The organism is Longimicrobium sp. (assembly GCA_036389795.1).
Lineage (GTDB): Bacteria > Gemmatimonadota > Gemmatimonadetes > Longimicrobiales > Longimicrobiaceae > Longimicrobium.
Genome location: DASVWD010000011.1, coordinates 25,427 through 50,282, shown reverse-complemented (window position 1 = coordinate 50,282; position 24,856 = coordinate 25,427). Strand labels below are relative to the sequence as shown.

Sequence of the window (24,856 nt, the reverse complement as noted above, 5' to 3'; positions counted from 1 at the left end):
GGCGGTGATCCGAGGGCCCGCGGACGCCGACGCCGCCTACAACGAGGTGGCCGCCCACGGCGACGAGCTGATCCTGGAGGCGTTCGTCCGCTTCACCCTGGAAGTCTCCGTCGTCGTCGCGCGGTCGGCGACCGGCGAGACGGCGTGCTTCCCGGCGGCCGAGAACGTCCACCGGCGCGGCATCCTCCACACCAGCGTGGCCCCCGCGCGCATCCCGCCCGCCCAGGCCGAGGAGGTCCGCCGCATCGCCACCGCGCTCGCCGAGGGGCTGGGCGTCGTGGGTCTCCTGGCGGTGGAGATGTTCGTGGGCGAAGACGGGGTGATCCGCATGAACGAGATCGCCCCCCGCCCCCACAACTCCGGGCACTACACGCTGGACGCCTGCCCCGTCTCGCAGTTCGAGCAGCAGCTCCGCGCCGTCTGCGGGCTCCCGCTGGGCTCCACCGGGCTGCTGCGTCCCGCCGCCATGGTGAACCTGATGGGCGAGGACGCCGGCACGGGCCTCGGCCGCGCGGGCGTGGCGGCGGCGCTCGGCGTCCCCACGGCGGCGCTCCACCTGTACGGGAAGGCCGAGGCGCGCCCCGGGCGGAAGATGGGGCACCTGACCGCGCTGGGAGAGACGGTGAACGAGGCGCTGGAGCGCGCGCTGCAGGCCTGGCGCCTGGCCACGGGGCAGGCGTGACCCAGATGGGACTTGCGTTCCGCGGAGAATGATGCAAATGTAGAAAGACCGCAGCGAACCTCGCGCCACACCCGACCCTCCAGCTCCGGCGCATCCGTCCCCCGCGTGGGACGAACACCGCGCCGTCAGGAACGCTCCACGCAACGCGTTCCCGCTTCAGAGGCACCACGAAACCTCTGGCGGACTCCCGGCGTAACCTCTGGGAACACGTGGTGTACCAGTGTGCGTGGAACTGGCCCGCCCCTTGCCTGTACGACAGGGCGGAGCGGCTAAGGGAAAAGGAGGCTCCAGTTGATCCTTCACTGCAACTTCGAAGAGCTTCGGGCGCTCACGGCGGCCTCGGAAGCGATCGTGGCGGAAGCCTACGGTCGCGCGGGCGCCGTGGCGGCCCCTCCGGAAGGCGTGGTGATGGTGGAGCGGCTCCTCCCCCGCCTGACCGGCGACATGAGCATCGAGACGCTGGACGACCAGCGGCGGGTGCAGGGCGCGGTGTTCCACATCGTCACCGACCTGCATCGCCGGCTCGACGGCAAGATTATCGAAACCAGCCCGGGCAACGAGGAAGCGCTCCTGCTGTACTTCGACTACGGCCACTCGCGGAGCGTGCTGCACCGGCTGGACAACATGGGCGCCGAGATGGCGGCGATCGCGGACCTCATCGGCGGCGGCAATCCGCACACCGCCGGCGGGATCACCTTCCCCGACTGACTCGGCGCCCCACCCGACACACGAAGGCCCCGCACCGGAATCCGGTGCGGGGCCTTCGTTGTCATGCCCGACGGAGTGTCTAAAGCCTCTTCGCGAGCTCGCCCGGATCGCGGCGCAGGTGCATGCAGGCGATGACCATTACGTCCTCGTCGTCGAAGTAGAAGTACACCGCGTAGGGAAAGCGGCTTACGAGCGCACGGCGCAGATCTCCCTCTCCGATGCCCTGAACACGAGCGTAGCGTTGCGGAGCGCGAACGGCGTTCGCAATGCAAACGTCTACGGCTTGGAAGAACTCCGCACCGAGCCCGTAGGACTGCGCCTCGTACCACGCGGCGGCTTCGACAATGTCCGCATCGGCCTCATGCCGGATGATGAGGCCTCGGCTCACGCGCTCTTCGCCCTCACACCTTCGAGGGTCTCGAGCACGTGCTCGCGCACCTCCGCCCAGGAGTAGCCCTCCTTCGGGTTTCGCCGAGCGGCCTCAAGCCTCCTCCCCAGCTCGGCACGTTGCGCTTCAGAGAGAGGGACGTCGCCCGCGTCTTCCGGCGTGAGGCTGTCCCAAAGGTCCTGAGCCAACTCGATGCGCTCAACCGCGCTCAGGTGGCTGAAATCGAAGATCGGGTTCTTCTTCATCGTTCGACGAGGGGAGCGGTCCGTCTGTTCTCAGGCATAGCGCTGAGCATGCTCGTTCCGTGGCTCTCTTGCCAGTGGCTCATTAGAAAACTGTACACTCCTTGCGGCACATTACGCAAGTCCCCGTGCTAAAGACGTCGGCGGGAGAACGGCTGGTTGGTCTACACCCAACACTCTTCTCTGTCCAGTCGGAATGGAAGTTGCCCCTGCCCCGCTCGCGCTAGGAGGACGGGAACGTGTGACGAAGGAGACATCCATGGAGCAGAACCTCGGGGGCAGCGGCTCGCGGGCGGGCGGCGACGGGCTCGGGTCGGAGGACGCGTCGGAGGCGCGGGAGCACGTGCGGAACGCGGAGGAGAACCGCGACGCGCTGGAGGCGCAGAACCGCCGCACGGAGGCCACCACGCCGTCACACCTGCAGTCCGACGGCCCGGTGGGCGGCACGGGCGGGATGAGCGCGGGCGGCGCGGGCCAGGACCAGGGCTCGGAAGACGCCTCGCGGGCGCGCGAGCACGTGCACGAGGCCGAGGAGAACCGCGACGCGCTGGAGGCGCAGAACCGCCGCGTGGAGGAGACGGCGCCCGAGAGCACGCGCGAGGACCTGCGCGACCGCTGACGCGGAGCCCGTCCAGTCGGCCGAAGGCCGCGGTAGGCGAACGGAGCGGCGCATCCCCCGGGGATGCGCCGCTCCGACGTTCTTCCGGCCCGCGGGCGGGCTACAGGATGTACTTGCGCAGGTCCTCGTCCTCGACGATGTCCTTGAGGCGGTCGCGGACGGTCTGGGCGTCGATCACGATCTGCTTGGGCTCCAGCTCGGGGAGCTCGAAGAGAATGTCCTCCAGCAGCGTGGTGAGCACCGTGTGCAGCCGCCGCGCGCCGATGTTCTCCATGCGCTCGTTCACCTGCGCGGCGATGCGGGCAATCTCGGCCACGCCGTCGTCGGTGAAGTCGAGCGCGGCGCCGTCGGCGGCGGCCAGGGCGCGGTACTGGGTGATCAGCGCGTTCTTGGGCTCCTTCAGGATGCGCACGAAGTCCAGCTCGCCCAGGCTCTTCAGCTCCACCCGGATCGGGAAGCGCCCCTGCAGCTCGGGGATCAGGTCGCTGGGCTTGGAGACGTGGAACGCGCCCGCCGCGATGAACAGGATGTGGTCGGTGCGCACCAGGCCGTACTTGGTCTGCACCGTGGAGCCCTCCACCACCGGGAGGAGGTCGCGCTGCACGCCCTCGCGCGAGACGTCGGGGCCCACGCCGCCGCGGTCGCCGGCGATCTTGTCGATCTCGTCCAGGAAGATGATCCCCATCTCCTCCACGCGGTCGAGCGCCTCGTTCACCACCTCGTCCATGTTGACCAGCTTGTCCAGCTCGTCCTGGAGGAGGATGCGCCGCGCCTCGGCCACGGTGACGGTGCGCCGCTTGGTGCGCTTGGGGAGCATGTCCTGCAGCATGTCCACGAAGCCCGCGTCCATGCCGGGGTCCATCCCCATCGGCACCATCATGTTCTCGATCGGCGAGCTCTGGGTGACCTCCACCTCCACCTCGCGGTCCTCCAGCTTGCCGTCGTGCAGGAGCTGGCGGAACTTCTCGCGGGTGCGCTCGCGCCGCTCGCGCACCTGGGCATCGTCGGGGGTCTCCACCTGGCCGGTGGGGGTGGCCACGAAGACGCGGCGGCCGGCCTCGCCCAGCGCGCCGCCCTCGCCGCCGGGCCTGGCGCCGTCCAGAGGCGGGATCAGGAGGTCCAGCAGGCGCTCCTCCACGCGTTGCTCGGCCACTTCCTGCACCTCGTCCTCGCGGTCGGTGCGCACCATGTTGACGGCCACCTCCACCAGGTCGCGCACCATCGACTCCACGTCGCGGCCCACGTAGCCCACCTCGGTGAACTTGGAGGCCTCGACCTTCACGAACGGCGCGCCGGCCAGGCGGGCCAGGCGCCGGGCGATCTCGGTCTTCCCCACCCCGGTGGGGCCGATCATGATGATGTTGTTGGGGACGATCTCCTCGCGCAGCTCGTCGTCCACGCGCTGGCGGCGCCAGCGGTTGCGCAGGGCGATGGCCACGGCCTTCTTGGCCTCGCCCTGGCCCACGATGTACTTGTCCAGCTCGGCCACGATACCGCGGGGCGTCAGCTCGTCGAGCCAGGGCTGGAAGTCGCCCTCGCCGGGCTGCGCGGCGTCGGGGGTCTCGATCTCGTTCGTCGCCATCTCTATCGTCTCGGTCAATCAGGGGACGCTGCGTCCTTCGTCCTGGTCCCCGCCTCGAATTCGTCTCGAACCGGACCGCTCATCCCGAATGGATGTCATCCTGAGGTCGCCGCCCCGCCGATCCTGCCCCGGCGTGGATGTCCGGCGGCGACCGAAGGATCCACTCACACCGCCGGGTGGGCAGTTCCGCGCGCCGAGCCAGCCACCGGACAGGGGGAGTAGATCCTTCGGGAGCGTCCAACCCCCGGCGCGGAAGCGACTGCGGCGCGGACGCTCCCTCAGGATGACAGCATCGGGCCACCCCATTGCCGGGGAAATTGCGCGGATCGACCTCCGTCAGTCCAGCTCCAGCACGGTGACGTTGCGGTTGGTGTAGATGCAGATGTCGCCCGCGATCTCCAGGCCGCGGCGCACGATCTCGCCCGCGGTGAGGGTGGAGTGCTCCTTGAGCGCGCGGGCGGCGGCCAGGGCGTACGCGCCGCCCGAGCCGATGGCCACGATGTCGTCGTCGGGCTCGATCACGTCGCCGGTGCCGGAGAGCATGTAGATGTGGTCGCGGTCGGCCACGGCCAGGAGCGCCTCCAAGCGGCGGAGGTAGCGGTCGCTGCGCCAGTCCTTGGCCAGCTCGACGGCGGCGCGGGAGAGGTTGCCGGGGTAGCGCTCCAGCTTCTCCTCGAACTTCTCGAAGAGGGTGAAGGCGTCGGCCACGGAGCCGGCGAACCCGGCCAGGATCTTCCCCTCGCGCAGCTTGCGCACCTTCACGGCGCTGGACTTGGCCACCACGTCGCCGGTGGTCACCTGCCCGTCGCCGCCCAGGGCGACCCTGCCGTCGCGCTTGACGGCCAGGATGGTGGTGGCGTGGAACTTCGGGATGCTCATCTATCGTCCGTCTTTCGTCTTCCGTTTCGATCAGTAGGGCCTTTACCCCACCCGGTGCTCGCCGGATTTCGGCACCGGCGGCAGCCCACCAGCCAGGGCGAGTAGATCCTTCGGGTCGCTACCGCGCCCCTCGGGATGACATCGTTCGAACGCGTCCGGGAGGGCTGCGTCTCCGATTTGCGCGCAAACGATTTACCCCAGCGGCGGGGCTGGGGCAAGTTCGCGCGTCGCCTGTTACACCGCAACCGCGGTTCCGTACTCCGTACCGCGTACCCCGTACCCTCACGCCCGCGGGTGCGCCTGCCGGTAGACCTTCTTCAGCCGCTCCTTGGAGGTGTGGGTGTAGATCCGCGTGGTGCTGAGCGACGCGTGGCCGAGCAGCTCCTTGACCGCCACCAGGTCGGCGCCGGCGTCGAGCATGTGCGTGGCGAAGGTGTGGCGGAGCGAGTGCGTGGAGAGGCCCGTCTCGTCGGCCACCCACTTCAGGAACGCGCCGACGACGTTCTGGACCTGGCGGACGGTGAGCCGCTTCCCCGTCTGGCTGACGAAGACGGCGCGCCGGTCGCCGCGCGGGGCCTGCTCCAGCACGCGGTCGCGCGCCTCGTAGTAGCGCCGGAGCGCGCGCGCGGCCGCGCCGCCCAGCGGCACGATGCGCTCCTTGCGCCCCTTCCCCCGCACCCGCGCGCGGTCGGCCACCACGTCCAAGTCGGCCACGTCGAGCCCCTGCAGCTCGGAGAGGCGCATCCCCGTGGCGTAGAACAGCTCGACGACCGCCAGGTTGCGCAGGGCGTGGAAGCCGCCCTCGGCCGCGCGCGCCTCGGCGAGCGCGAACAGCTCCTTCATCTGGTCGAGGGTGAGGAAGCCGGGGAGCGTGCGGTCGCGCTTCGGCGTGCGCACGGGGCGCGCGGGGTTGGCGTCCACCCGCTCCTCGACGTGCAGGTAGCGGTAGAACGAGCGCACCGCCGAGAGCTTGCGGGCGATGGAGCTCTTCGCCAGCCCGCGCACGGTGGCGCAGTCGCCCATCCAGCTGCGGATCGCCAGGCGGTCGACGCCGGCCCAGGTCCACTCGGGCGAGCCGTAGTAGCGGCCCAGGAACTCCTCGAACTCGGCCAGGTCGTCCGTATAGGCGCGCACCGTGTTCGGGGAGAGCTGGCGCTCGTGCTCGACGTAGCGCAGGAAGGCCTCCAGCTCGCCGCCACGCGGGGTCTCGGAGGCTTCGCCGGGGCTCATCGCGAGGCGGGCTCGGCGACGCGCAGGTCGTGGGCGTCCATCCAGGCGCCGAAGTCGGCGCGCGCGCGCTCCACCAGCCGCTCGCGCTTCTCCTCCTTCTTCATCTTCCCCGCGGTCTCCAGCGGGTCCAGCAGCCCGAAGTTGGAGTTCATCGGGGCGAAGTGGGCCGGGTCGCTCTCGCGGAGGTAGCGCAGCAGCCCGCCGAGCATGGTGGTGGGCGGCGGGACGACCGGCTCCAATCCGCGGACGACGCGGTCCAGGTTGGCGGCGGCCAGGATGCCGACCGCGGTGGACTCGGTGTAGCCTTCGACGCCGGTGATCTGCCCCGCGAAGATCAGCTCCGGCCGCTCGCGCAGCGACCCGTGCGCGGAGAGCTTCGCGGGGAAGTTGAGGTACGTGTTGCGGTGGATGGAGCCCCAGCGCAGGAACTCGGCGTTCTCCAGCCCCGGGATCATGCGGAAGATGCGCTTCTGCTCGGGGATCTTCAGCCGCGTCTGGAAGCCCACCAGGTTCCACAGCTGGCCCGCGCGGTCTTCGCGGCGGAGCTGCACGACGGCCCAGGCGCGCCTGCCGCCCCACTGCGGCACGGGGAGGCCCACGGGCTTCATCGGCCCGAAGCGGAGCGTGTCGACGCCGCGGTGCGCCATCACCTCGATCGGCAGGCACCCCTCGAAGTAGGGGACGTTCTCCCAGTCGTGCCCCGCGTACTCTTCGCCCGTCTTCAGCGCCTCGACGAAGGCCTCGTACTGCTCCTTCTCCATCGGCGCGTTGAGGAAGTCGTCTCCCCCGCCCTTCCCCCAGCGGCTGGCGGCGAAGAGCTTCTCGCGGTCCAGCGACTCGTCGCTGACGACGGGGGCGATGGCGTCGAAGAAGGCGAGCCCCTCGTCGCCCAGCGCGCGGCGGACGGCGAAGGAGAGCGCGTCGGAGGTGAGGGGGCCGGTGGCGACGATGGCGGGGCCGGCGGGGAGCCCGGCGACCTCTTCGCGGACGACGCGGATGCGGGGGTGCGCCTCGATGGCGGCCGTCATCCGCTGGCTGAACTCGCGGCGGTCGACGGTGAGCGCGGCGCCGCCGGGGATGCGGCTCTCGCGGGCGCAGGCCAGCAGCAGGCTGCCGCCGGCGCCCAGCTCGTCCATCTCCAGCTTCAGCAGCCCGTGCGCGTTGTGCGGGTCTTCGCTCTTGAAGGTGTTGGAGCAGACGATCTCGGCCAGGTGATCGGTCTGGTGCGCGGGCGTCCCCCGCACCGGGCGCATCTCGCACAGGGTGACGTCGTGCCCCCGCTCCGCGAGCTGGTACGCGGCCTCCGACCCCGACAGCCCGCCGCCGACCACCGTCACTTCCGCCATCTCGCGCTCCTCCGATTGAACAACCGTCCGGGCTCGATCTCCCGGATCGACATGGACCAATTCTCACCCGCGCATCCCCCGAACGCAACACCACCCCTCTTCCCGGTGCGGGAGAGGGGCGGCGCGCGCGGGTCCCTGTACCACGTGGCCGGAAAGCCCGTTCCGCGCGGGTTGTTCGATATGATACCGTCGTTCGGGATTCGCTGCGCATTGGAAGCTGTCATTCCGAGTGGAGCCCGATGCGCTGAGCTCGCGTCCGCCACCGAAGTCGGCCGGGCTCCCGAGGAATCTACCCGCGGCCGGCAGGAGGCCGGATCAGTGCACGGAGCCAGCATCCGGACGGGGTGAGTAGATTCCTCGGGCGCCGCCCAGCTCAGGTGTGAAATCCAGATTGGTGCTGCGGCGCCGCTCGGAATGACATGGTTCGCGAGAGGGACCGGATTGCACACTGATTCCTGGAATCCGGTATGAGTACCAATCCCCATCCCCGAAAAACCTCGGGGGGACGAAGCGAGCAGGCATCCGTGCCGCTACCGCGCCCAACCCACCTGGCGAGGTGAGAAGATTCTTCGGCCCTGCGGTCATTCGTGCAGGGGCAAGCCCCGCGTGACCGGGCCTCGGAATGACGGCGAAATGCGTCAGCGGCGCTTCTCCATGCTCATGGCCGTGAACTCGATCGGCTGGCGGACCTCCGATTCCTGGAAGAGCCGGAGCAGCTCCCTGCGCCGCGCGGCCTCGGGCTCGTCCAGGCCGGGGGCGTCGATCAGCCGGCGCAGGTCGGCCTCGACCTCCTCCCGGGCGTGGTTCTTCAGGACCAGGAGCGTGAGGCCGGAGAACGGGAAGCGGTCGAAGTTGGCGACCAGGAACTCGCGCAGCGCCGGGCTCTTGCGCAGGTGGAACATGATGGTGCGGTCGATCCCGCGCACCGGGTACTGCGGGAACGCGGCCGCGTGCATCAGCGCCGAGGCGAAGTTGTCGAGGATGAGCTCGCTCATCGCCTGCACCTCGTCGCGCGTGGCCCTGTCGCCCGGCTTCCACTCGGCGTCGTCGTAGAAGTACGGCCGCAGGTAGGGCCGCTCGACCAGGAGCCGGACGTGGTCGGAGGTCTCGGTGATGGCCCGCTGGATCAGGTGCAGGTCGGGCTGCTTCTGCGCGATCTCGAGCTGGCGCACCGCCGTGTCGATCTGCTCCTTGGCGATGTGGAGCTGCTTCCAGAAGACCGAGAAGTTGAGCAGGCCCACCAGCACCAGCAGCAGCGTCCCCACGAAGCCCAGCACGCCGATCCATGCCTCGAATCCCATCGTGTATCTCCCTCCCCGTCCGCGAACGGCATCAGGAACAGCAGAAATGCCTCACACGGAGGTAACGGAGTTAACGGAGAACACCAAAGGGGTTCCTCCGTTTCCTCCGTTTCCTCCGTGTGAGGCCCTTTCGTAAGAGACCTGCCGCTACTTCTTCCGTGCCGAGGGAGGCTTCGTCGGCGGCTTGGCGCTCTTCGCCTTGGCGGCGCTGGCGGTCTTCGACTTGGCCTTGCGGCCGGCGGTCTTGCTGGCGGAGGACGACTTCGACGCGGCCGTCTTCGCGCCCCGCCGCGCCGTAGCGCGGCCGCGGCCCCGGGCGGGCTTGCCGCTGGCGGCGCGCTCGGCCAGGAGCGGCACCGCCTGCTCCAGGGTGAAGGCGTCGGGGGATACCCCCTTCGGCAGCGACGCGTTCACGTCGCCGTGCTTCACGTAGGGGCCGTAGCGGCCTTCCCACAGCGTCACCGGCTCGCCGTCGGCCGGGTGCGCGCCCAGGGTGCGGATCGGCTCGGGGCTCTTTCGCGCGCCGCGGCCGCCCTTGGGCTCGGCCAGCAGCTCCAGCGCGCGGGCGAGGCCGATCGCGTAGACGTCGTCGCCCTTTTGCAGCGAGCGGAAGTCGTTGCCGGCCACCACGAAGGGGCCGAAGCGCCCGATCCCCGCCTTCACCTCCTCGCCCGTCTCCGGGTGCCTGCCCAGCGTGCGCGGGAGCGACAGCCAGCGCAGCGCCGCCTCCAGCGTCACGTCGGCCGGGTTCATCCCCTTGGGGAGCGAAGCGCGCTTGGGCTTTTTGTCCTCCTCCGTCGCCTCGCCGAGCTGCACGTAGGGGCCGAAGCGGCCTTCCAGCAGCAGCACCGGCTTCCTGGTCTCGGGGTCGATCCCCAGCACGTCGGGCCCCTCGGTCTTGGCGCGCACCAGGCGCTCCACCTGCTCGCCGGAGAGGTCCGCCGGGGCCACGCCCTCGGGGATGGTGGCCGTCACCGTCCCCCCGCCGTCCTCGGCCTCCACGAACGGGCCGAACTTGCCGATGCGCACCCGCGCGGGGAGCCCCTCCAGGCGCACGGTGGACGCCTCGCGCGGGTCGATCTGCTGCTCGCCCTTCTGCACCGCCTCCTCCAGCCCGTCCGGGCCCAGGAAGAAGTCGCGCAGGTAGGGGAGCCACTCCGCGTCGCCCCCCGCGATCTCGTCGAGCTGCTCCTCCATCCGCGCGGTGAAGCGGGTGTCGACCAGGTGCGGGAAGTTCTTCTCCAGCAGCGAGGTGACCGCGAAGGCGGTGAAGGTGGGGACGAGCTGGTTGCTCACCCGCTCCACGTAGCCGCGGTCGATGATGGTGCCGATGATCGACGCGTAGGTGCTGGGGCGGCCGATCCCCTCCGCCTCCAGCGTCTTCACCAGCGTGGCCTCGGTGTAGCGCGCCGGCGGCTGCGTCTGGTGGAAGAGCGCCTCCAGGTCCCGCAGGGAGAGCGCGTCGCCCCGGCGCAGCGCCGGGAGCGGCTCCTCGCGGTCCTCCAGCGCCGCCTCGGGGTCGTCCGAGCCCTCCACGTAGGCGCGGAAGAAGCCGGGGAAGTCGATGCGCTTGCCACTGGCGCGGAAGACGGCGTCGGCCGCCTGGATCAGCGCGGTGAGGTGCGTCTGGCGCGCGTCGGCCATCTGGCTGGCCACGGTGCGCTTCCAGATCAGGTCGTAGAGCGCCGCCTCCACCCCCTTGAGCCCCGTCACCTCCGTGGTGCGCATCTCCGTTCCCGCCGGGCGGATCGCCTCGTGGGCCTCCTGCGCGCCCTTGGTGGTCGTGGTGTACTGGCGCGGCTGCGGCGTCAGGTACTCCTCGCCGTAGAGCGCGCGGATGCGCGAGCGCGCCGCCCGGATCGCCTGGTCCGAGAGGTGGACCGAGTCGGTGCGCATGTAGGTGATGTAGCCCTCCTCGTACAGCCGCTGCGCGATGCGCATGGTGTCGCGCGAGGAGAGGCGCAGCTTGCGGTTGGCCTCCTGCTGCAGCGTCGAGGTCGTGAACGGCGGGTAGGGGCGGCGGATGGACGGCTTCTCCTCCGTCTCCGCCACCTTCCACTCCGCCGCGCGCACCCGGTCGCAGAGCGCCTTGGCGTCGCCCTCGCCCAGGAGGATCACGCCCTGCGTCTTCAGCCGCCCCGTCGACTCGTCGAAGTCGCGCCCCGTGGCGATCCGCTTCCCTCCGACGCTCTGCAGCACCGCCGAGAAGCCCTCACCGTCCTTCGCCAGCAGCGCCTTCACGTCCCAGTAGGTGGCCGAGCGGAACGCCCGCCGCTCGCGCTCGCGCTGCACGAGGAGGCGGACGGCCACCGACTGCACGCGCCCCGCCGAGAGCCCCGTGGCGATCTTCTTCCAGAGCAGCGGACTGACGGTGTAGCCGACGAGACGGTCGAGGATGCGCCGCGTCTCCTGCGCGCGCACCAGGTCGTCGTCGATGTCGCGCGGGTGCTCCAGCGCCTCGCGGATCGCCTCGGGGGTGATCTCGTGGAAGACGATGCGCGTGACCGGGCAGCGCGGCTTGAGCACCTCCACCAGGTGCCAGCCGATGCTCTCGCCCTCGCGGTCCTCGTCGGTGGCCACCACCAGCTCGTCGGCCTCCTTGAGGAGCGCCTTCAGCTCGCTGACCACCTTCTTCTTCCCCGAGGGGATCACGTAGACGGGCTCGAAGTCGCGCTCCACGTTCACACCCAGGCGGGCCCACTCCTGCCCCTTGAGGGTGGGCGGGATCTCGCTGGCCGACTCGGGGAGGTCGCGCACGTGTCCCATCGAGGCCGCCACGCGGTAGCCGGAGGGGAGGAAGCCGCGGATCGTCTTCGCCTTGGTGGGACTCTCCACCACCACCAGGCGGATCTTCTGCGCCTTGGACGCCATCTCTATGGGCAGGTATTCAGCATCGAAACGCCTCCGCGCGCGTCACTCGCACCGGGCCGGCGTTCTCTGGCATCATCGTGCAACATCCCCGGTTGAAACCGGGAGCTACAACTACGGGAAGTCCGCCTTCGCGGACTCGGGGCGACCCTCCGCGCGTCCGGCCCGCATCCGCGCAGGGCGGGCACGGGCGAGGCATGCCTCGCCCCTACGAGCCACCCGTCACACACTGAGCCCCGTAGAGTCCACCCTCTCCCGAAGTTGGGAGAGGGTTGCCGCTCTAAGGCGGCGGGTGAGGCCCCCCGCGGCGGCACGATAGCCTGTATTCCGCAGCGATCCCTACCCCGCAATCCCCCGCCTGCGCACTTCTCGCTCGATCTCCTCCGCCACCTCCACCGGCGAGCGCCCCTCCGTCTCCACCACCAGGTCCGCCCGCGCGTAGAGCGGCTCGCGCTCCGCCAGCAGCCGGCGCGCGGCGGCGAGCGGGTCGGCACCGGCGAGCAAGGGGCGTTCCCCCGGCGCCGCGGCCGCGCGGCGCACCGCCTCCTCCGCCCCCACCTTCAGCCAGACGGAGAGCGTCCCCGCCCCCAGCAGGCCCAGCAGCTCCGGCCGCGTGATCCACCCGCCGCCGGGGGAGAGCACGATCCCCGCGCTCCGCCCCACCCGCGCCGTGGCCTCCGCCTCCAGCTGGCGGAAGCGCGCCTCGCCGTCCGCGGCGAAGATCTCGGCGATGCGGCGGCCCTCGCGGCGCTCGATCTCCCGGTCGAGATCGACGTGAGTCCAGCCGAGCCGCTCCGCCAGCAGCGCGCCGACCACGGTCTTCCCCGCGCCCATGAAGCCGAGCAGCACCACGCGCTCGACCGGCGCGGGATCAGGCGGGGACGAAGAGCCCACGCTCGCGGATGCGCTCCAGGTAGCCCTCGAGGTTCCGCCGCACCTCGCCCAGCGAGTCGCCGCCGAACTTCTCCAGCACCGCGCCGGCCAGCACGAGCGCCACCATCGCCTCGGCCACCACGCCCGCCGCGGGGACGGCCGCCACGTCCGAGCGCTCGCGCACGGCCTCCGCGCGCTCGCCCGTCCTGAGGTCCACCGTGGCCAGGGGGCGCATGAGCGTGGAGATCGGCTTCATCGCCGCGCGGACGACGACCGGCTGGCCGGTGGTGATCCCGCCCTCCAGCCCCCCCGCGTTGTTCGTCACCCGCCCGAAGCCGCCGCCGAGCCCCGAGGCCTCGTCCAGCACGATCGGGTCGTGCACCTGCGACCCCGGGAGCATGGCGCCGCGGAAGCCCATGCCGATCTCCACCCCCTTGATCGCCTGGATCGACATCAGCGCCCCGGCGAGCCGCCCGTCCAGCTTGCGGTCCCAGGAGACGTGCGAGCCGAGCCCCACGGGGACGCCACGGGCGACCACCTCGACGATGCCGCCCAGCGTGTCGCCGTCGCGCCTGGCCGCGTCGATGGCGTCGATCATCCGCCCCTCTGCCTCGGGGTCGAGGCAGCGCACCGGCGAGGGGTCCGACGCCGCGTTCAGGTCCCCCGGCAGCTCGTCCGGCACGCTCGCGACCACGCCGCCGAGCGCCACCACGTGCGAGCCGACGGTGATCCCCAGCTCGGCCAGGAGCCGCTTCGCCACCGCGCCGGAGGCCACGCGCGCCGCCGTCTCGCGGGCGCTGGCGCGCTCCAGCACGTCGCGCGCGTCGGTGCGGTCGTACTTGAGCGCCCCGGCGAGGTCCGCGTGCCCGGGACGCGGGAAATAGACCCGGCGCATCGCCTGGTCGTCGCCCGCCTCTTCCACCGGCGCGGGAGACATCGCCCGCGTCCAGTTCTCCCAGTCGCGGTTCTTCACCAGGAGCGTCACCGGCGAGCCCAGCGTCTGTCCGTGGCGCACCCCGGAGAGGATCTCGGCGCGGTCGCTCTCGATGCGCATGCGCCCGCCGCGGCCGTAGCCGCCCTGGCGCCGCCGCAGCTCGCGGTCGACGTCGTCGGCGCTCAAGCCGATGCCGGCGGGGATCCCTTCGACGATGGCCGTGAGGGCGGGGCCGTGCGACTCGCCGGAAGTGGTGAAGCGGAAGGGGGCGGGCATCGGGAACAAGTAACACCGGGGGCCCGGCGCGCGCCAGACCCCCGGTGCTGGAACTGCAGTGCGAAGTCCTGAGTGCGAAGTGCGAAGTGCGGAACGTCGGCGGATGCAGCCGCACTTCGCACTTCGCACCTCGCACTTCGCACTGTCTACCCTACGGCACCAGGTCCGCGCTGGTGACCCTGAGCGAGAGCACCCCGCGCGGCGTGAGCGCGTAGATGCGCAGCGCCACGTTGGCCGGGTCGGCGGCCGCCCGCGGGCCCACCGCCAGCGCCCCCACCACCGCGTCGCGGGTGTAGATCCGCTTCACCCGGAAGAAGTTGAAGGTGTCGATCACGTCGATGTACGGCGCCTTCTCGTCGATCCCCGACACGAACGACAGCCGCGACACCCCGCCGGGATACCCCGCGTTGTCGGGGTGCTGCGCCACGCCGCCGGCCGGCGTGCTGCTGGCGACGACGCCCTGCAGGCGCGCCGTGTTCGAGAAGTAGTACGCCAGGCCGCCGCGGGCCACGCCCAGCGAGCCGTCGTAGTTCAGCCCCAGCCCGATCACCCGCTCGGCCGCGTTGCTGATCAGGTCGCGCACGTCGGAGACCAGCACCAGCGAGTCGCCCCCGGCGCGGAAGAGCGGGATCCGCGCTTCCTCGCGCACGCCCTCGCCCACCGCGATGTAGTTGCGGTCGCCGCTGGCCGCCACGAAGGTGGTGTCGGCGAAGCCCACGTCCAGCACCGACGCGCCCACGTCGAGCCGCGTGTCCCAGCGGCCGCCCGCCGCGTTGGCCGGCTGCGCGCGCAGCTTGGTCAGCGAGTCCGACACCTCCAGCGGGTTGCCGGTGATGCAGAAGCCCGGGTCCGCCGCGTCGCCGAAGCGGCGGCGGGGGCACACCATCACCTGCCCGCCCGACTGGAAGGCGCTGTCGGCGTTCACCGCGATCGCCTGCCCGGCCGTGTGCCGGTCCACGTAGCCGATGAAGATCTCCGAGCGCAGCTTGCGCGGGTCGTAGATCCGCACCGTCCCCTCGTTGGCCGCGCTGGTGGGCTTGGTGGAGTACACCAGCAGCCCGTTCGACGCCTGCGCCAGGAACTGCGGCCGGTCGGAGTAGTCGTTCAGCTGCACCGCGCTCACCACGAGCGTGGCGGGGTTGAAGGTGACCCCGAAGAGCCGCTCGTTGGGGATGAAGATGCGCTTGTCCTGCGCCTCGGCCAGCACCGGCTCCTTCAGCGGGATCACCGAGATGTTGGTGCCGCCGCTGTTGGCCACGTACAGCGAGTCGCGGTTGCGCCCGATCCCCAGCCCCCACGGCTCCGAGCCCACCCGCACCGGCGCGGCGTAGGTGGTGGCCCCGATCGGCAGGATCTCCACGCGGTTGCGGGTGAAGTTCGACAGGTAGACGCGCCCGCTGTCGGCCACCAGGTCGGCGATCACGTCGCCCGGGTTGGGGAAGCCGATGGTGCTGCCGCGCGCCACGAAGATGGTGAACAGCCGCCCCGGACCCCCCGCCGCCAGCCGCGGCGTGGCCGCGGTGCACTGCTGCGACTGCGGGTTGTTGAGCGCCGTGGCCGCGCCGCAGTTGCGCGCCGGGTCCACCGCGAAGCCGGTGATCTCGAGCTGCACCGTGGCGCTGTCGAGCCCCGTGAGCCCCAGGGCCGCGTAGCTGAAGGTGAAGGTGTCGGCCGCCGCGCGGGTGCGCCCCGAGTACACGGCGAGCGTCTGGTCGCCGGCCGCGGTGCGCCGGATGGCCAGCACGGTCACGCCCACGCTGTCCACGCGCACCTCGTCGACCGCCGAGACGATCACGCGGAACGAGTCGTCGGGCTCCACCCGGAGCTCCGGGTTCGCCGAGAGGGTGGTGCGCGGCGCGATCTGGTCCACCGCCGGCGGGTTGATGCGCACCGGCACCGGCACGCTCACCGCGCGGATCTCGGCCCCCGACACCGCCTCGGCGTTCAGCACGTTGTTCCCCGAGTCGGCCGGGATTGGCACGATGATCGTGGTGTCGATGCTCGCCACCGGGGTAGGCAGCGTGATGGTGCGGTCGAAGGTGATCGGCCGCCCGGTGGTGAAGAGCCGGATGGTGCGGATCAGGCTGCCGGGATCGCTGGCCTGGATGCGCACCGGGATCTCGGTGCCGCCGATGAACTCGGCGCCCGCCACCGGGGTCACGATCGTCACCCGCGGGCCGCCGGCGGTGATCCGCACCGTGTCGGCCGTGCGGTTGCCCATGGTGTCGATGGCCGTCACCACCGAGAAGACGCGCTCGTTGGTGGAGTCGGCCCCGGCCGGGAGCAGGAAGCGCCTGAGCGTGGTGTCGCGCACCAGCCGGCCCGTGGCGCTCCTGAGCGCCACCACCTTCGGCTGGAAGCGGTCCACCCGCGTCTGGGTCCCCAGGTCGGGGTTGCCGCGCAGCGAGAACGCCTCGAAGACCACCGAGTCGAGCCCCACGTTGTCGGTGACCTTCGCCTCGATGAAGAGCGAGTCGCCGGGAGCGATGGTGGTGGTGTCCTGCTTGGGCCACACCAGCGCCACCCCGGGGCGGACGGCGTCGGCCGGGTTGTTCCCGCCGCTGTTGGTGGTGGTGTCGGGATCCGGGTCGGGCCCGGGGCCGAAGGCGTTGCTGCCCTCGCACGCCCCGAGCGCGAGGCTCAGGGCGGCGCAGGCGAAGATCGTCGCGGCGCAGCGCCGCAGCAGGTGGGACGGGGTCACGCGGTCCTCCGGAGTGTGTCGGCGGCTCTGGGCCGGGCGGCTCAGGCGCGCTCCTCGACGATGTGGGGGGTGACCATGATCAGCAGGTCACGCTTGATCTCGGTGTTGCGGGTGGTGCGGAAGAGCGAGCCCAGGAAGGGAACGTCCATCAGGAACGGGATCCCGGAGCGCTGCTGGGTGACCTCGGTGACGGTGAGGCCGCCGATCACGGCCGTCTCGCCGTCGGCCACCATCACGCGGGTGTCGCCCTGCTGCTGCCGGAAGAGCACGCCGATCTCGCCCGGGGCGGGCTCGGCGCTGCTGCGCTCGGCGTGCAGCTGCAGCAGCACCCGCCGGTCGGCCGTCACCTGCGGGGTGACGATCAGCCGGATGCCGGTCTCCACCAGCTCGGCCGTGGCGCGCGCGCCGGTGGCGCCGGGGACGCCGGCGTTCACCGAGCCCAGGTCCACCACGCGGATCGGGGTGCGCTCGCCCACCCAGATCTGCGCCTCGTGGTTGCTGCTGGTGGTCACCACCGGCGCCGCCTGCACGTCGGAGAGCTGCGCCGTCTGCAGGGCGTCCAGGAAGGTGATGAGCGTGTAGCGCCCCAGCACCAGCGAGGTCACCACCTGCAGCGCCGGGTCCTGCACCCGCTCGTTGGCGTTGCCGAGCGCCGCGATCGAGTTGCCGCCCAGCGAGATCAGGTCGGCGTTGGTCTGCTCGCCCGGGTTGAAGGGGTCGGGGACCGAGACCAGCGAGTTCAGCGAGCTGCCGCGCGAGTCCTTGAGGTCGTAGCTGATCCCCAGCGCCTCGGCGTCGGTGCGGTTGATGAAGATGATCTTGGCCTGGATCGCCACCTGAGGGGTGCGCACGTCCAGCTGCTGCACCAGGTTGGCGAACTCGGCCACCACGCTGCCCACGTCGGTGGCGATCAGCGTGTTGGTGGTCTTGTTGGCGCTGATCGAGCCGCGCTCGGTCTTGAGCGGGTCGAGGGTGGCCAGCAGCTCCTCGACGGGGACGTAGTTGATGCGGAAGGTCTGCGTGACCAGCGGCTCCAGGCTCTCGCGCTCGGCCAGCTTGTCGATGGCGTCCACGCGGATGATCCCGCTGGGGAGCTCCTCGGCCGCCAGCCCGTACGCCTGCAGCAGGGTGCGCAGCGCCTCGTCCCACGGCTGGTTCTCGAACGCCACGTAGTCCACCCGGATCGACCCCACGTCGGCGCCCGGGACGATGGAGCGCCCGGTGAGCTCGGCGAAGGAGGCCAGCACGTCGCGCATGTCCGTGTTCTCGAAGGTCACGGTGATGCGCCGGGCCTGGCTCGGCTGCTGCTGGGGCGCGCGCCGCGGAGTGCCCTGCTGCTGCGGCGATGAGAACGGGCGCTCGGGCGCCGCGGCCGGCGCCGCGGCCGACGCGTACTCGGCGCCGGGGCCGCTCGACCAGGGCTGGAACGCCGTGGCCTGCGAGGCGATGGAGATCACGATCCCGTCGGGGGAGCGCTCCACCGTGTAGGAGGCGTCCTTCTCCAGGTCCACCACCACGCGCACCACGTCGGCGGTGTGCTGGCTGGTGCGCACCGCCTTCACCCCGCCGCGGTCGATCCCGTCGTAGCGGCGCGAGAGCGTGCTGGTGGCGCCCTGCAGGTCCACCACCACCCGGGGCGGCCCCGAGAGGGAGAAGTCGGTCCAGCGCACCTCGCCCCCGGTGATCTCCACCGTGAGCTCGGTGCGTCCCTCGCGCGCCTCGAGCTTGAGCCCCGAGACGCTCCCCGGCTCGGCGCGCGGGGCCGCGGCGGCGAGCGCGGGAAGGAGGAGCGCGATCGCGAGTTTGCGCAGCATCGTCGTTGTCCTGGGGTCTGGTTTACGGGCGCGGGCGCGAGGTGTAGTTGGGGCTGCGCGGGTTGATCCCGCGCGTGGGCGCCGGGGCCGGGGCGGGCGGCGGCGCCGCCTGGCCGGCCTGGCCGGCCCGGGCCGCCGCGGCGGCGGGGCCGCGCCGGAGCGGCTGGGGCCGCCGGGGCTGCTCCTGCGGCGCCGGGGCGATGGTGACGGGGATCTGGGGCGACTGCGCGGCCGCGGCGGCCGGCGGGCCGGCCTGCTGCTGCACCTCGGCGCGGCGCCCGGCGCGGCGGAGTTGGATCGTCTCCACCCGGCTGCTGCCGAAGTCGTCGACGCTCACGTCCACCCGCTGCGGGTAGATGCGCAGCACCGTCATGTTCCCCAGCCGCTGCCCCACGCGCAGCCGGTGCCGCCTGGCGCTGTCGCCCTCGGCGAAGATCGCCAGCGACGTGCGCGGGTTGGGCGAGTAGACGATGGAGGTCAGCCGCAGGTCCTCCACCCGGAAGCCCAGCTCGGCCGCGGTGAGCAGCGGCTGGAACGGGTCGGGGCGCCCGCCGCGCTGGTAGCGGAACACCTCGCGCTGGTACTCGACCGGCGCGGCGGCGGCGGCGGGGGCGGCCGCGGAGGCCGCGGTCGACTGCGCGCCCACCGGGGCGGGGGCGGCGGCGGCGCTCCGCTGGGCGGCCGCCGGGGCCGCGCCCAGGCAGAGGAGCGCGGCGGCGAGGAAGCTATTCCGCGGGGGCATCGTTCACCGGGGCGGTGGGGATCACGTAGGTCTCGATCGAGAAGCGGGCCTCCAGGCGGGGCGGACCGTCGCCCAGGGCGGCGGCGGCCGCCGGCAGGCCGGGCTGCGCCTGCTGCTGCGGCGCCAGCGACAGGTTCACCGGGGTCACGATGCGCGGCAGGCTGGCCACGCGGGTGAGGAACTCGCCGATGTCGTGGTAGCGGCCGAGCACCGCCAGGTCGTACGCCCGGCGCGTGTAGTACGGCTCCTCGGTGGCCCCGGTGGGCTGGATGAAGGTGAGCTCCACCCCCGTGCGCTGCGCCTCGGCCGAGATGGCGTCGAGCAGGTCGGGGAGCTCCTCGGCCGAGGGGATGAGCCCCTCCACCACCTCCAGCTGGCGCCGGTACAGCTCCAGCGCCTCCTCGGGGGTGGTGGCGCCCCGGGTGAGGGCGCGCGCCCGGACGTTGCTGTTCTGCACCGACGCGAGCCGGGTCTCCAGCTCGGCGACGTGCTGCGTGCGCGGGGTGTAGACGCGGTCGTAGAGGAGGAACGTCACCAGGGCCAGCGCCACGCCGGCGTAGATGAGGTTCTTGCGCGTCTTCGGGTCGAGCGGCGGAAGGGCCATGGCTACTGCACCGGGATCACGGGGACCTGTTCCAGGAGCGTGGAGTCGGGCCGTTCGAAGCGCGCCTCCAGCGTGAACTTCAGGAAGCTCCTCCCCTCCAGCGTGGTCTGCTCGCTGGTGACCAGGGCCACGCCCTGGATCATGGGGCTCGCCTCCAGGTTCTTCATGAAGCGGGTGAGCGACTGCGTGGTGGCCGCGCTCCCCTCGATGCTGAACCCGGGGCCCTCGGGCTCGGGCGGCGGCGCGGGGGCCGCGGCCGCGGCGGCCGAGTCCTTCTTCGCGGTGTCGCCGCCGGCCGGGGCCGCGGCGGGCGGCGGGGCCGGGGCGGGCGGGGCCTCCTCGACGGCGGCCACCTTGGTGAGCCAGGTGAAGGGCGGCACCGCGCGGCTCACCTCGTCCAGCAGGTGCGGCCACACGTAGCGGCGGCCGTCCACGGCGCGGATCACCGCGATCTTCTGCTCGATGGTGTCGCGCCGCGCCTGGATCGTCTGCATGAGCGCGATGGTGCGCGCCAGCCGCACCGAGTCGGCCCGCTCGCGCTCGAGGCGGGCCCCCAGCTCGGCGGCCTGGGCGCCCGTGCGCCAGAAGCCGAAGGCGAGGAGCCCCAGCACGAGCAGGCCGGCGAGCCCGAGCGCCACCACGCGCGGGTCGGCCCCCGCGCTCGGGAGCGAGGCGGAGCGGAGCGAGCGGCCGGCCGGGCGCCGCTGGGGTCCGCTGGGGAGGAGGTTGATCTCGATCAAGGTCCGGGACCTCGGTTCCAACGTTTCGGTCTAGGGAAGCGGCCCGTCAGGCCGCGCTGCGCAGCGCCAGCCCCACCGGGAGCATCAGCATCGGCGCCAGCTCGTCGAGCGGGAAGGCGGCCCCCACGGCGCCGCGCACCTTCAGGCGCTGCAGCGGGGTGGCCAGGTCGGTGCGGGCGCGGAGTCGCGCCGCCACCACGTCGGCCAGGCCCGGGATGCGGGCGCCGCCGCCGGAGAGGTACACGCGCTGCAGCCCGCCGCTGTGCTCGCCCATGGAGAGGAACGCCACGGCGCGCTCGATGCCGATGGCCAGCTCCTCGCACCCCTCGGCCAGCAGCTCGCGGAACTCCCCTGCCCGCGGCGAGCGACCCTGCAGCACCGCCTCGGCCTCGTCGGCGGCCAGCCCGTGCAGGCGGCGCAGCTCCTCGCGCAGCCGCCGCGAGCCGAAGGGGATGTCGCGGGTGAGGATCAGCGTGCCCTCCTGCAGCACGTTCACCGTCGAGACCTCGTGGCCCACGTTCACCAGGGCGGCCACGCCGGTCAGGGCCTCGGGGTAGTTGTAGGCGAAGGCGTTCTGCAGCGCGCAGGCGTCCACGTCCACCACCGCCGGGGCGAGCCCCGCGTCGCGCAGCAGCGACACCCGCTGGTCCACCAGCTCCCGCTTGGCGGCCACCAGCAGCACACTCATCTGCAGGCCGTCGTCGAGCGGGTCCAGGATGTGGAAGTCCAGCTGCACGCTCTCCATGTCGTAGGGGACGTGCTGCTCGGCCTCCCAGCGGATCACCTCGCGGGCGTCGGTCTCCTTCATCCGGTCCATCTGGATCTTCTTGACCATCACGTCGCGCCCGCCCACCGAGGCCACCAGGCGCTTCGGCTTGATCCCGGCCGTCTCCAGGAGCGAGCGGACGGTCTCCACCACGATCTGGGGGTCCATCACCTCGCCCTCGACGATGGCGTCGGCGATGAGCGGCGTGTGGGAGACGTGCACCAGCTCGGGCTCAGCGCCGGAGTGGTCGACCACGGCCACCTTGACGAAGCCGCTGCCGATGTCGAGACCCACCGTCGAGCGGTTCCTGCGAAGCAGCGAAGGCATACACGGATTCCTGTCGTCCCGGGGATGCGGAACGTGAAAAGGTCCGGGGACATGCGCCGCAAAACGGGCCGCGGCGGTCCTGGGTTGGGCGTGGGTGTGTGGGGGAGTCGTCGGGCAAGCTAGCGACTGGGAATGCGGGCGTCAAGAGTGCTCGCACATTCCCGCACTAGCGCACCAGCTCGAACCACGCAAACGTGCGCTGGTTAAGCACTTGCGGCATGTCTTGCAATCTGCCGCGGTTCAATGCGTTTTGCGCGTCGATGATCGAGCAGCGGTTAAAGCGGATCACCGCCGTGCCCTGCACCCGGTCCTCCACCGTGCTCGACTGGCCGAACGCCACCACCGCGCCCTCGATCTTGCCGGCGAACTGCGCCTGGCCGCCGCCGATCTTGAGGTCCTGCTCCACCAGGATGATGCCGCGGAAGGTGAAGTTGCCCTGGATGTCCAGGCTGCCGTTGGTGACCACGATGATCCCCTGCCCGTAGTCGCCGTTGATCTTGACGGTGGTGCCCTGCAGCCCCGTGGCGTCGATCGCCACCACCACGAAGCGCTGGCTGGACCCGGTGGGGCAGCTCACGTCCATGTCGGGGGGGCACCCCCAGTTGTACATGGTGTCGGCCGGCAGGGTGTTGCCGGAGTTCACCCGCCGGTTGTTGTCCCAGGTGGGCGCGGTGTAGCCGGGCCGGTTGAACTGCGGGCCGAACTTGATGCTGGCGTACTTGACCAGCGTGTCGAGCGGGATCCCGCCCAGCACCGAGTCCACCAGCGCCTCCTTGCGGAAGTTCGCCGTGTCGGCGGCGCCGGTGATGTTGGGCTGGCCGGAGATCTCGATCCTGGAGCCCGCGGTCACCTGCACGGCGTACGGCGCGGCGGAGGAGTCGCAGTTGAGGTCGTCGCGGCCGTCGCTGATGGTGGCGTTGCCCGCCACCCGCAGGTCGCCGCCCGAGGTGGCGCCGGCGTTGATGTTGAGCTTGATCTTCTGCAGCGTGCGCCGCGCGGTGACGAACGCGCCCACGCTCCTCCCCCGCGACTGCGGCGGCCGGGCGATCACTGAGAAGGTCTCGTCGGAGGTGGCCTGCGTCCTGGCCCCGTCCTCGACGCCCGAGATCACCTGGGCGAGCTGGGCCACGGTGAGCGTGTAGGTGCGCCCGTCGGGGGCGGCCACCGTGGCGCTCCCCTGCACCAGCTTGTTGATGGCGCCCGAGACGGCGCGGTCGGCCACGTACCGCTCCAGGGCGCCGCTGGCGTTGTACAGCCCGGCGGCGGCGTCGCGGTGGGCGCCGCTCACGGCGATCTCGGTGGAGGAGGTGAGCAGCGCCGTGGTCACCATCAGCGAGACGGCCACCAGCCCCAGCAGGGCCACCGGGAGCGCGATCCCCCGCGTGCCGATCGGCGTCGGGGTCGGGGCGCGGCGATGGCGCGGGGCGGCGTCGGGTTCGTTGCGGGTCATGGGCGGTTCCAGAGCAGGACGGTCAGGGAGTCGGCCTGTTGCTGCACGGCGCTGCCGCTCCGGGAGCGGCTGCGGGTGCGCACGGCGATGCTCACGCGCCCCACGCGGCCCAGGTCGGCCAGCGTGGTGAGGCGCGGGCCCAGCTGGCCGCCGGCGGCGCCGTCCCAGTAGCGCAGGCGCAGGCCCCCGCCCGAGGGGAGCGGGCCGGCGAGCGGCTGCTGCACGGTGCTGCCGCCCGACATGCCGTTGCTGCGGCGGATCCACCACTCGCCGTCGTCGTTCTGGGCCACGTCGTAGCGGACGTACTGGTACAGGTAGACCAGGTTGCCCCGCGGCGGCGTGGGGAGGCCGGTCCCGTCCAGGCGCAGCCCCTGCGAGCTGGGCGAGGGGATGGTGGTGGGGCGCAGCCCCTCGCACGCGTTGCCGGCCGCGGTCAGGTCGAAGGTGTTGATGGCGGTGACGGTGGCGCGCGCGGCGTTCACGGGGCTCGGCCCCCACTTGCGCGGGGCCGCGGCGGCGGTGTCGGCGATCACCCCCGAGGCGCTGTTGAGCGCGCGCATCTCGGCGGGGAAGTCGGGGAAGACGGCGCTCATCTGGGTGGCGCTGCCCCCGCAGTAGAGCCCCCAGGCACGCGGGAGCAGGAAGGTGACCGAGTTGCTGTCGGTCTCCACCAGCCCGCCGGGCTCGATGGAGCGCAGCTCGCTGGCCATCAGCTCCAGCGCGCCGCGGGTGTTCTGCTGCACCTCCTCGCGCGCGCTCTGCACGGTCACGAAGCGGCTCTGCCCGCGGATGAGCTGGAAGACCACGCCGGAGAGGATCAGCGCGATCAGGAGGGCCACCATCACCTCCACCAGGGTGAAGCCCGCCGTCCGGCGGGCGCGCTTAGCGAAGCACATTGGAGCGCAGCGTGACGCCGTCGGAGGGGCGGAGGGCGCCGCCCGAGGGCGGGGTGACGGTGACGGTGACGCTCCACAGGTCGAGCGCCGTGCTGGCGTTGTCGAGGTCGGTGCGGGCCACGTTGAGGGCCACGCCGGCGCCGTCGGACAGGGTGTAGCTGCTGGTCCCCACCGCGCCGCTGCCGGCCCGGATGCGGTTGAGCGTCTTCTCCAGGGTGTCCGAGGCCGCGGCGGCGTACTCGCTCTGGTTCTGGGCGCGGGCCACCATGCGCGCGGCGCCGATCCCCATGGCCTCCAGGGCCAGCAGCCCCACCGCCAGGATCACCAGGGCGATGAGCACCTCGATCAGGGTGAAGCCCGCGTCGGCCCGCGCGGTGCGCTCAGTACTCACGGTAGACCCTCCCGATCCCGGAAACCTTGAGCGTGGAAGTGCGGGCACCGCGGTAGGTGCCGGTGATCGTGCGCTCGCTGCTGGAGCCCAGCATCCCGCGGGTGTCGAAGGCCACCGAGGTGGGGGCGGGGCTCAGCACGACGCCGGGGTAGTCGCGGGTGAAGCGCACGCGCTTGACCGGGGTGGCCAGGCCTTCCTCGACCACGGTGTAGGTGGTGCCGCCGTCGGCCACCGTGAGCACCACCGGGCGGCCGGCGCGGATGGCCCGCACGCGGGCGAGCTGCAGGTCGGCGGCGACCTGGTTCATGGCGCCGGTGAGCGAGGAGGCGCGGATCATTCCCTGCACTCGGGGGGCGGCGATGGCCGTGGCGATGCCCATGATCACCACCACGATCATCATCTCGGCGACCGTGAAGCCACGTCGCCCCCGCAGGACGGATGCGTTGTTCGACATGCCGCCCGGCGAAGGCGACTTTCGTGCCCTGGACGAATGCGTT

General features: G+C 71.8%; 23 protein-coding genes. 3 read left to right on the top strand and 20 right to left on the bottom strand.

The window, feature by feature from the left end; translation table 11 throughout:
- Positions 1 to 682, top strand: a 682-nt coding sequence (locus tag VF746_01325; GenBank protein ID HEX8691053.1) for an ATP-grasp domain-containing protein, incomplete at its 5' end; no start/stop codon positions are given.
- Positions 683 to 973: 291 nt separating this feature from the next.
- Positions 974 to 1,390, top strand: coding sequence for a hypothetical protein (locus tag VF746_01320; GenBank protein ID HEX8691052.1), 417 nt, complete (start codon positions 974 to 976; stop codon positions 1,388 to 1,390).
- A 79-nt stretch (positions 1,391 to 1,469) separates the two neighbouring features.
- Here VF746_01320 and VF746_01315 read toward each other — a convergent pair whose 3' ends face one another.
- Complete coding sequence (locus VF746_01315) at positions 1,470 to 1,778, bottom strand: type II toxin-antitoxin system RelE/ParE family toxin (GenBank protein HEX8691051.1); 309 nt, start codon at positions 1,776 to 1,778, stop codon at positions 1,470 to 1,472.
- Positions 1,775 to 2,023 carry an addiction module protein gene (locus tag VF746_01310; GenBank protein ID HEX8691050.1) on the bottom strand — a complete coding sequence of 83 codons (249 nt, stop codon included), beginning with the start codon at positions 2,021 to 2,023 and terminating at the stop codon, positions 1,775 to 1,777. Before VF746_01310 ends, VF746_01315 begins: the two co-directional genes overlap by 4 nt.
- A 256-nt stretch (positions 2,024 to 2,279) precedes the next feature.
- On the opposite strand from VF746_01310, the gene VF746_01305 reads away from it, so the two are divergent.
- Entirely contained in the window at positions 2,280 to 2,639 is a 360-nt protein-coding gene (locus tag VF746_01305) for a hypothetical protein (GenBank protein ID HEX8691049.1), read from the top strand.
- Positions 2,640 to 2,739: 100 nt separating this feature from the next.
- Here VF746_01305 and hslU read toward each other — a convergent pair whose 3' ends face one another.
- The 18 genes from hslU to VF746_01215 all read right to left on the bottom strand — a co-directional run bounded on the left by hslU (position 2,740) and on the right by VF746_01215 (position 24,813).
- A complete protein-coding gene (gene hslU, locus VF746_01300) occupies positions 2,740 to 4,221 on the bottom strand; it encodes an ATP-dependent protease ATPase subunit HslU (GenBank protein ID HEX8691048.1) in 1,482 nt (493 codons plus the stop codon).
- 336 nt (positions 4,222 to 4,557) lie between these two features.
- Positions 4,558 to 5,100 carry an ATP-dependent protease subunit HslV gene (gene hslV, locus VF746_01295; GenBank protein ID HEX8691047.1) on the bottom strand — a complete coding sequence of 181 codons (543 nt, stop codon included), beginning with the start codon at positions 5,098 to 5,100 and terminating at the stop codon, positions 4,558 to 4,560.
- 282 nt (positions 5,101 to 5,382) lie between these two features.
- Positions 5,383 to 6,330 (bottom strand): tyrosine recombinase XerC, encoded by a 948-nt coding sequence (locus VF746_01290; GenBank protein ID HEX8691046.1) that lies wholly within the window; start codon positions 6,328 to 6,330, stop codon positions 5,383 to 5,385.
- Entirely contained in the window at positions 6,327 to 7,676 is a 1,350-nt protein-coding gene (trmFO, locus tag VF746_01285; protein ID HEX8691045.1) for a methylenetetrahydrofolate--tRNA-(uracil(54)-C(5))-methyltransferase (FADH(2)-oxidizing) TrmFO, read from the bottom strand. The genes VF746_01290 and trmFO overlap by 4 nt, the downstream gene beginning before the upstream one ends.
- A gap of 638 nt (positions 7,677 to 8,314) precedes the next feature.
- Complete coding sequence (locus tag VF746_01280) at positions 8,315 to 8,977, bottom strand: hypothetical protein (GenBank protein ID HEX8691044.1); 663 nt, start codon at positions 8,975 to 8,977, stop codon at positions 8,315 to 8,317.
- A gap of 147 nt (positions 8,978 to 9,124) precedes the next feature.
- The gene (topA, locus tag VF746_01275) at positions 9,125 to 11,848 is read right to left on the bottom strand and encodes a type I DNA topoisomerase (protein ID HEX8691043.1); all 2,724 of its coding nucleotides are present in this window, start codon (positions 11,846 to 11,848) and stop codon (positions 9,125 to 9,127) included.
- A gap of 336 nt (positions 11,849 to 12,184) precedes the next feature.
- A complete protein-coding gene (locus tag VF746_01270; GenBank protein ID HEX8691042.1) occupies positions 12,185 to 12,739 on the bottom strand; it encodes a shikimate kinase in 555 nt (184 codons plus the stop codon).
- Positions 12,717 to 13,928, bottom strand: a complete 1,212-nt coding sequence (gene aroC / locus VF746_01265; protein ID HEX8691041.1) for a chorismate synthase — start codon at positions 13,926 to 13,928, stop codon at positions 12,717 to 12,719. The genes VF746_01270 and aroC overlap by 23 nt, the downstream gene beginning before the upstream one ends.
- Positions 13,929 to 14,079: 151 nt before the next feature.
- Entirely contained in the window at positions 14,080 to 16,629 is a 2,550-nt protein-coding gene (locus tag VF746_01260) for a hypothetical protein (protein ID HEX8691040.1), read from the bottom strand.
- Positions 16,630 to 16,670: 41 nt separating this feature from the next.
- Positions 16,671 to 18,443: an AMIN domain-containing protein gene (locus VF746_01255; GenBank protein ID HEX8691039.1), complete on the bottom strand. Its 1,773-nt coding sequence runs from the start codon at positions 18,441 to 18,443 to the stop codon at positions 16,671 to 16,673.
- A 22-nt stretch (positions 18,444 to 18,465) separates the two neighbouring features.
- Positions 18,466 to 19,185, bottom strand: a complete 720-nt coding sequence (locus VF746_01250) for a hypothetical protein (protein HEX8691038.1) — start codon at positions 19,183 to 19,185, stop codon at positions 18,466 to 18,468.
- Positions 19,169 to 19,789 carry a type 4a pilus biogenesis protein PilO gene (gene pilO / locus VF746_01245; GenBank protein ID HEX8691037.1) on the bottom strand — a complete coding sequence of 207 codons (621 nt, stop codon included), beginning with the start codon at positions 19,787 to 19,789 and terminating at the stop codon, positions 19,169 to 19,171. Before pilO ends, VF746_01250 begins: the two co-directional genes overlap by 17 nt.
- A 2-nt stretch (positions 19,790 to 19,791) precedes the next feature.
- On the bottom strand, positions 19,792 to 20,529 hold the full coding sequence (locus tag VF746_01240) for a PilN domain-containing protein (protein ID HEX8691036.1): 738 nt from the start codon (positions 20,527 to 20,529) through the stop codon (positions 19,792 to 19,794).
- Between the two features lie 46 nt (positions 20,530 to 20,575).
- A complete protein-coding gene (gene pilM / locus VF746_01235) occupies positions 20,576 to 21,622 on the bottom strand; it encodes a type IV pilus assembly protein PilM (GenBank protein HEX8691035.1) in 1,047 nt (348 codons plus the stop codon).
- A 166-nt stretch (positions 21,623 to 21,788) separates the two neighbouring features.
- Entirely contained in the window at positions 21,789 to 23,072 is a 1,284-nt protein-coding gene (locus tag VF746_01230) for a pilus assembly PilX N-terminal domain-containing protein (protein ID HEX8691034.1), read from the bottom strand.
- The gene (locus VF746_01225; GenBank protein HEX8691033.1) at positions 23,069 to 23,968 is read right to left on the bottom strand and encodes a type II secretion system protein; all 900 of its coding nucleotides are present in this window, start codon (positions 23,966 to 23,968) and stop codon (positions 23,069 to 23,071) included. Before VF746_01225 ends, VF746_01230 begins: the two co-directional genes overlap by 4 nt.
- The gene (locus VF746_01220) at positions 23,955 to 24,359 is read right to left on the bottom strand and encodes a prepilin-type N-terminal cleavage/methylation domain-containing protein (protein HEX8691032.1); all 405 of its coding nucleotides are present in this window, start codon (positions 24,357 to 24,359) and stop codon (positions 23,955 to 23,957) included. The genes VF746_01225 and VF746_01220 overlap by 14 nt, the downstream gene beginning before the upstream one ends.
- Positions 24,349 to 24,813 carry a GspH/FimT family pseudopilin gene (locus tag VF746_01215; protein ID HEX8691031.1) on the bottom strand — a complete coding sequence of 155 codons (465 nt, stop codon included), beginning with the start codon at positions 24,811 to 24,813 and terminating at the stop codon, positions 24,349 to 24,351. The genes VF746_01220 and VF746_01215 overlap by 11 nt, the downstream gene beginning before the upstream one ends.
- Between the last annotated feature and the right edge of the window lie 43 nt (positions 24,814 to 24,856).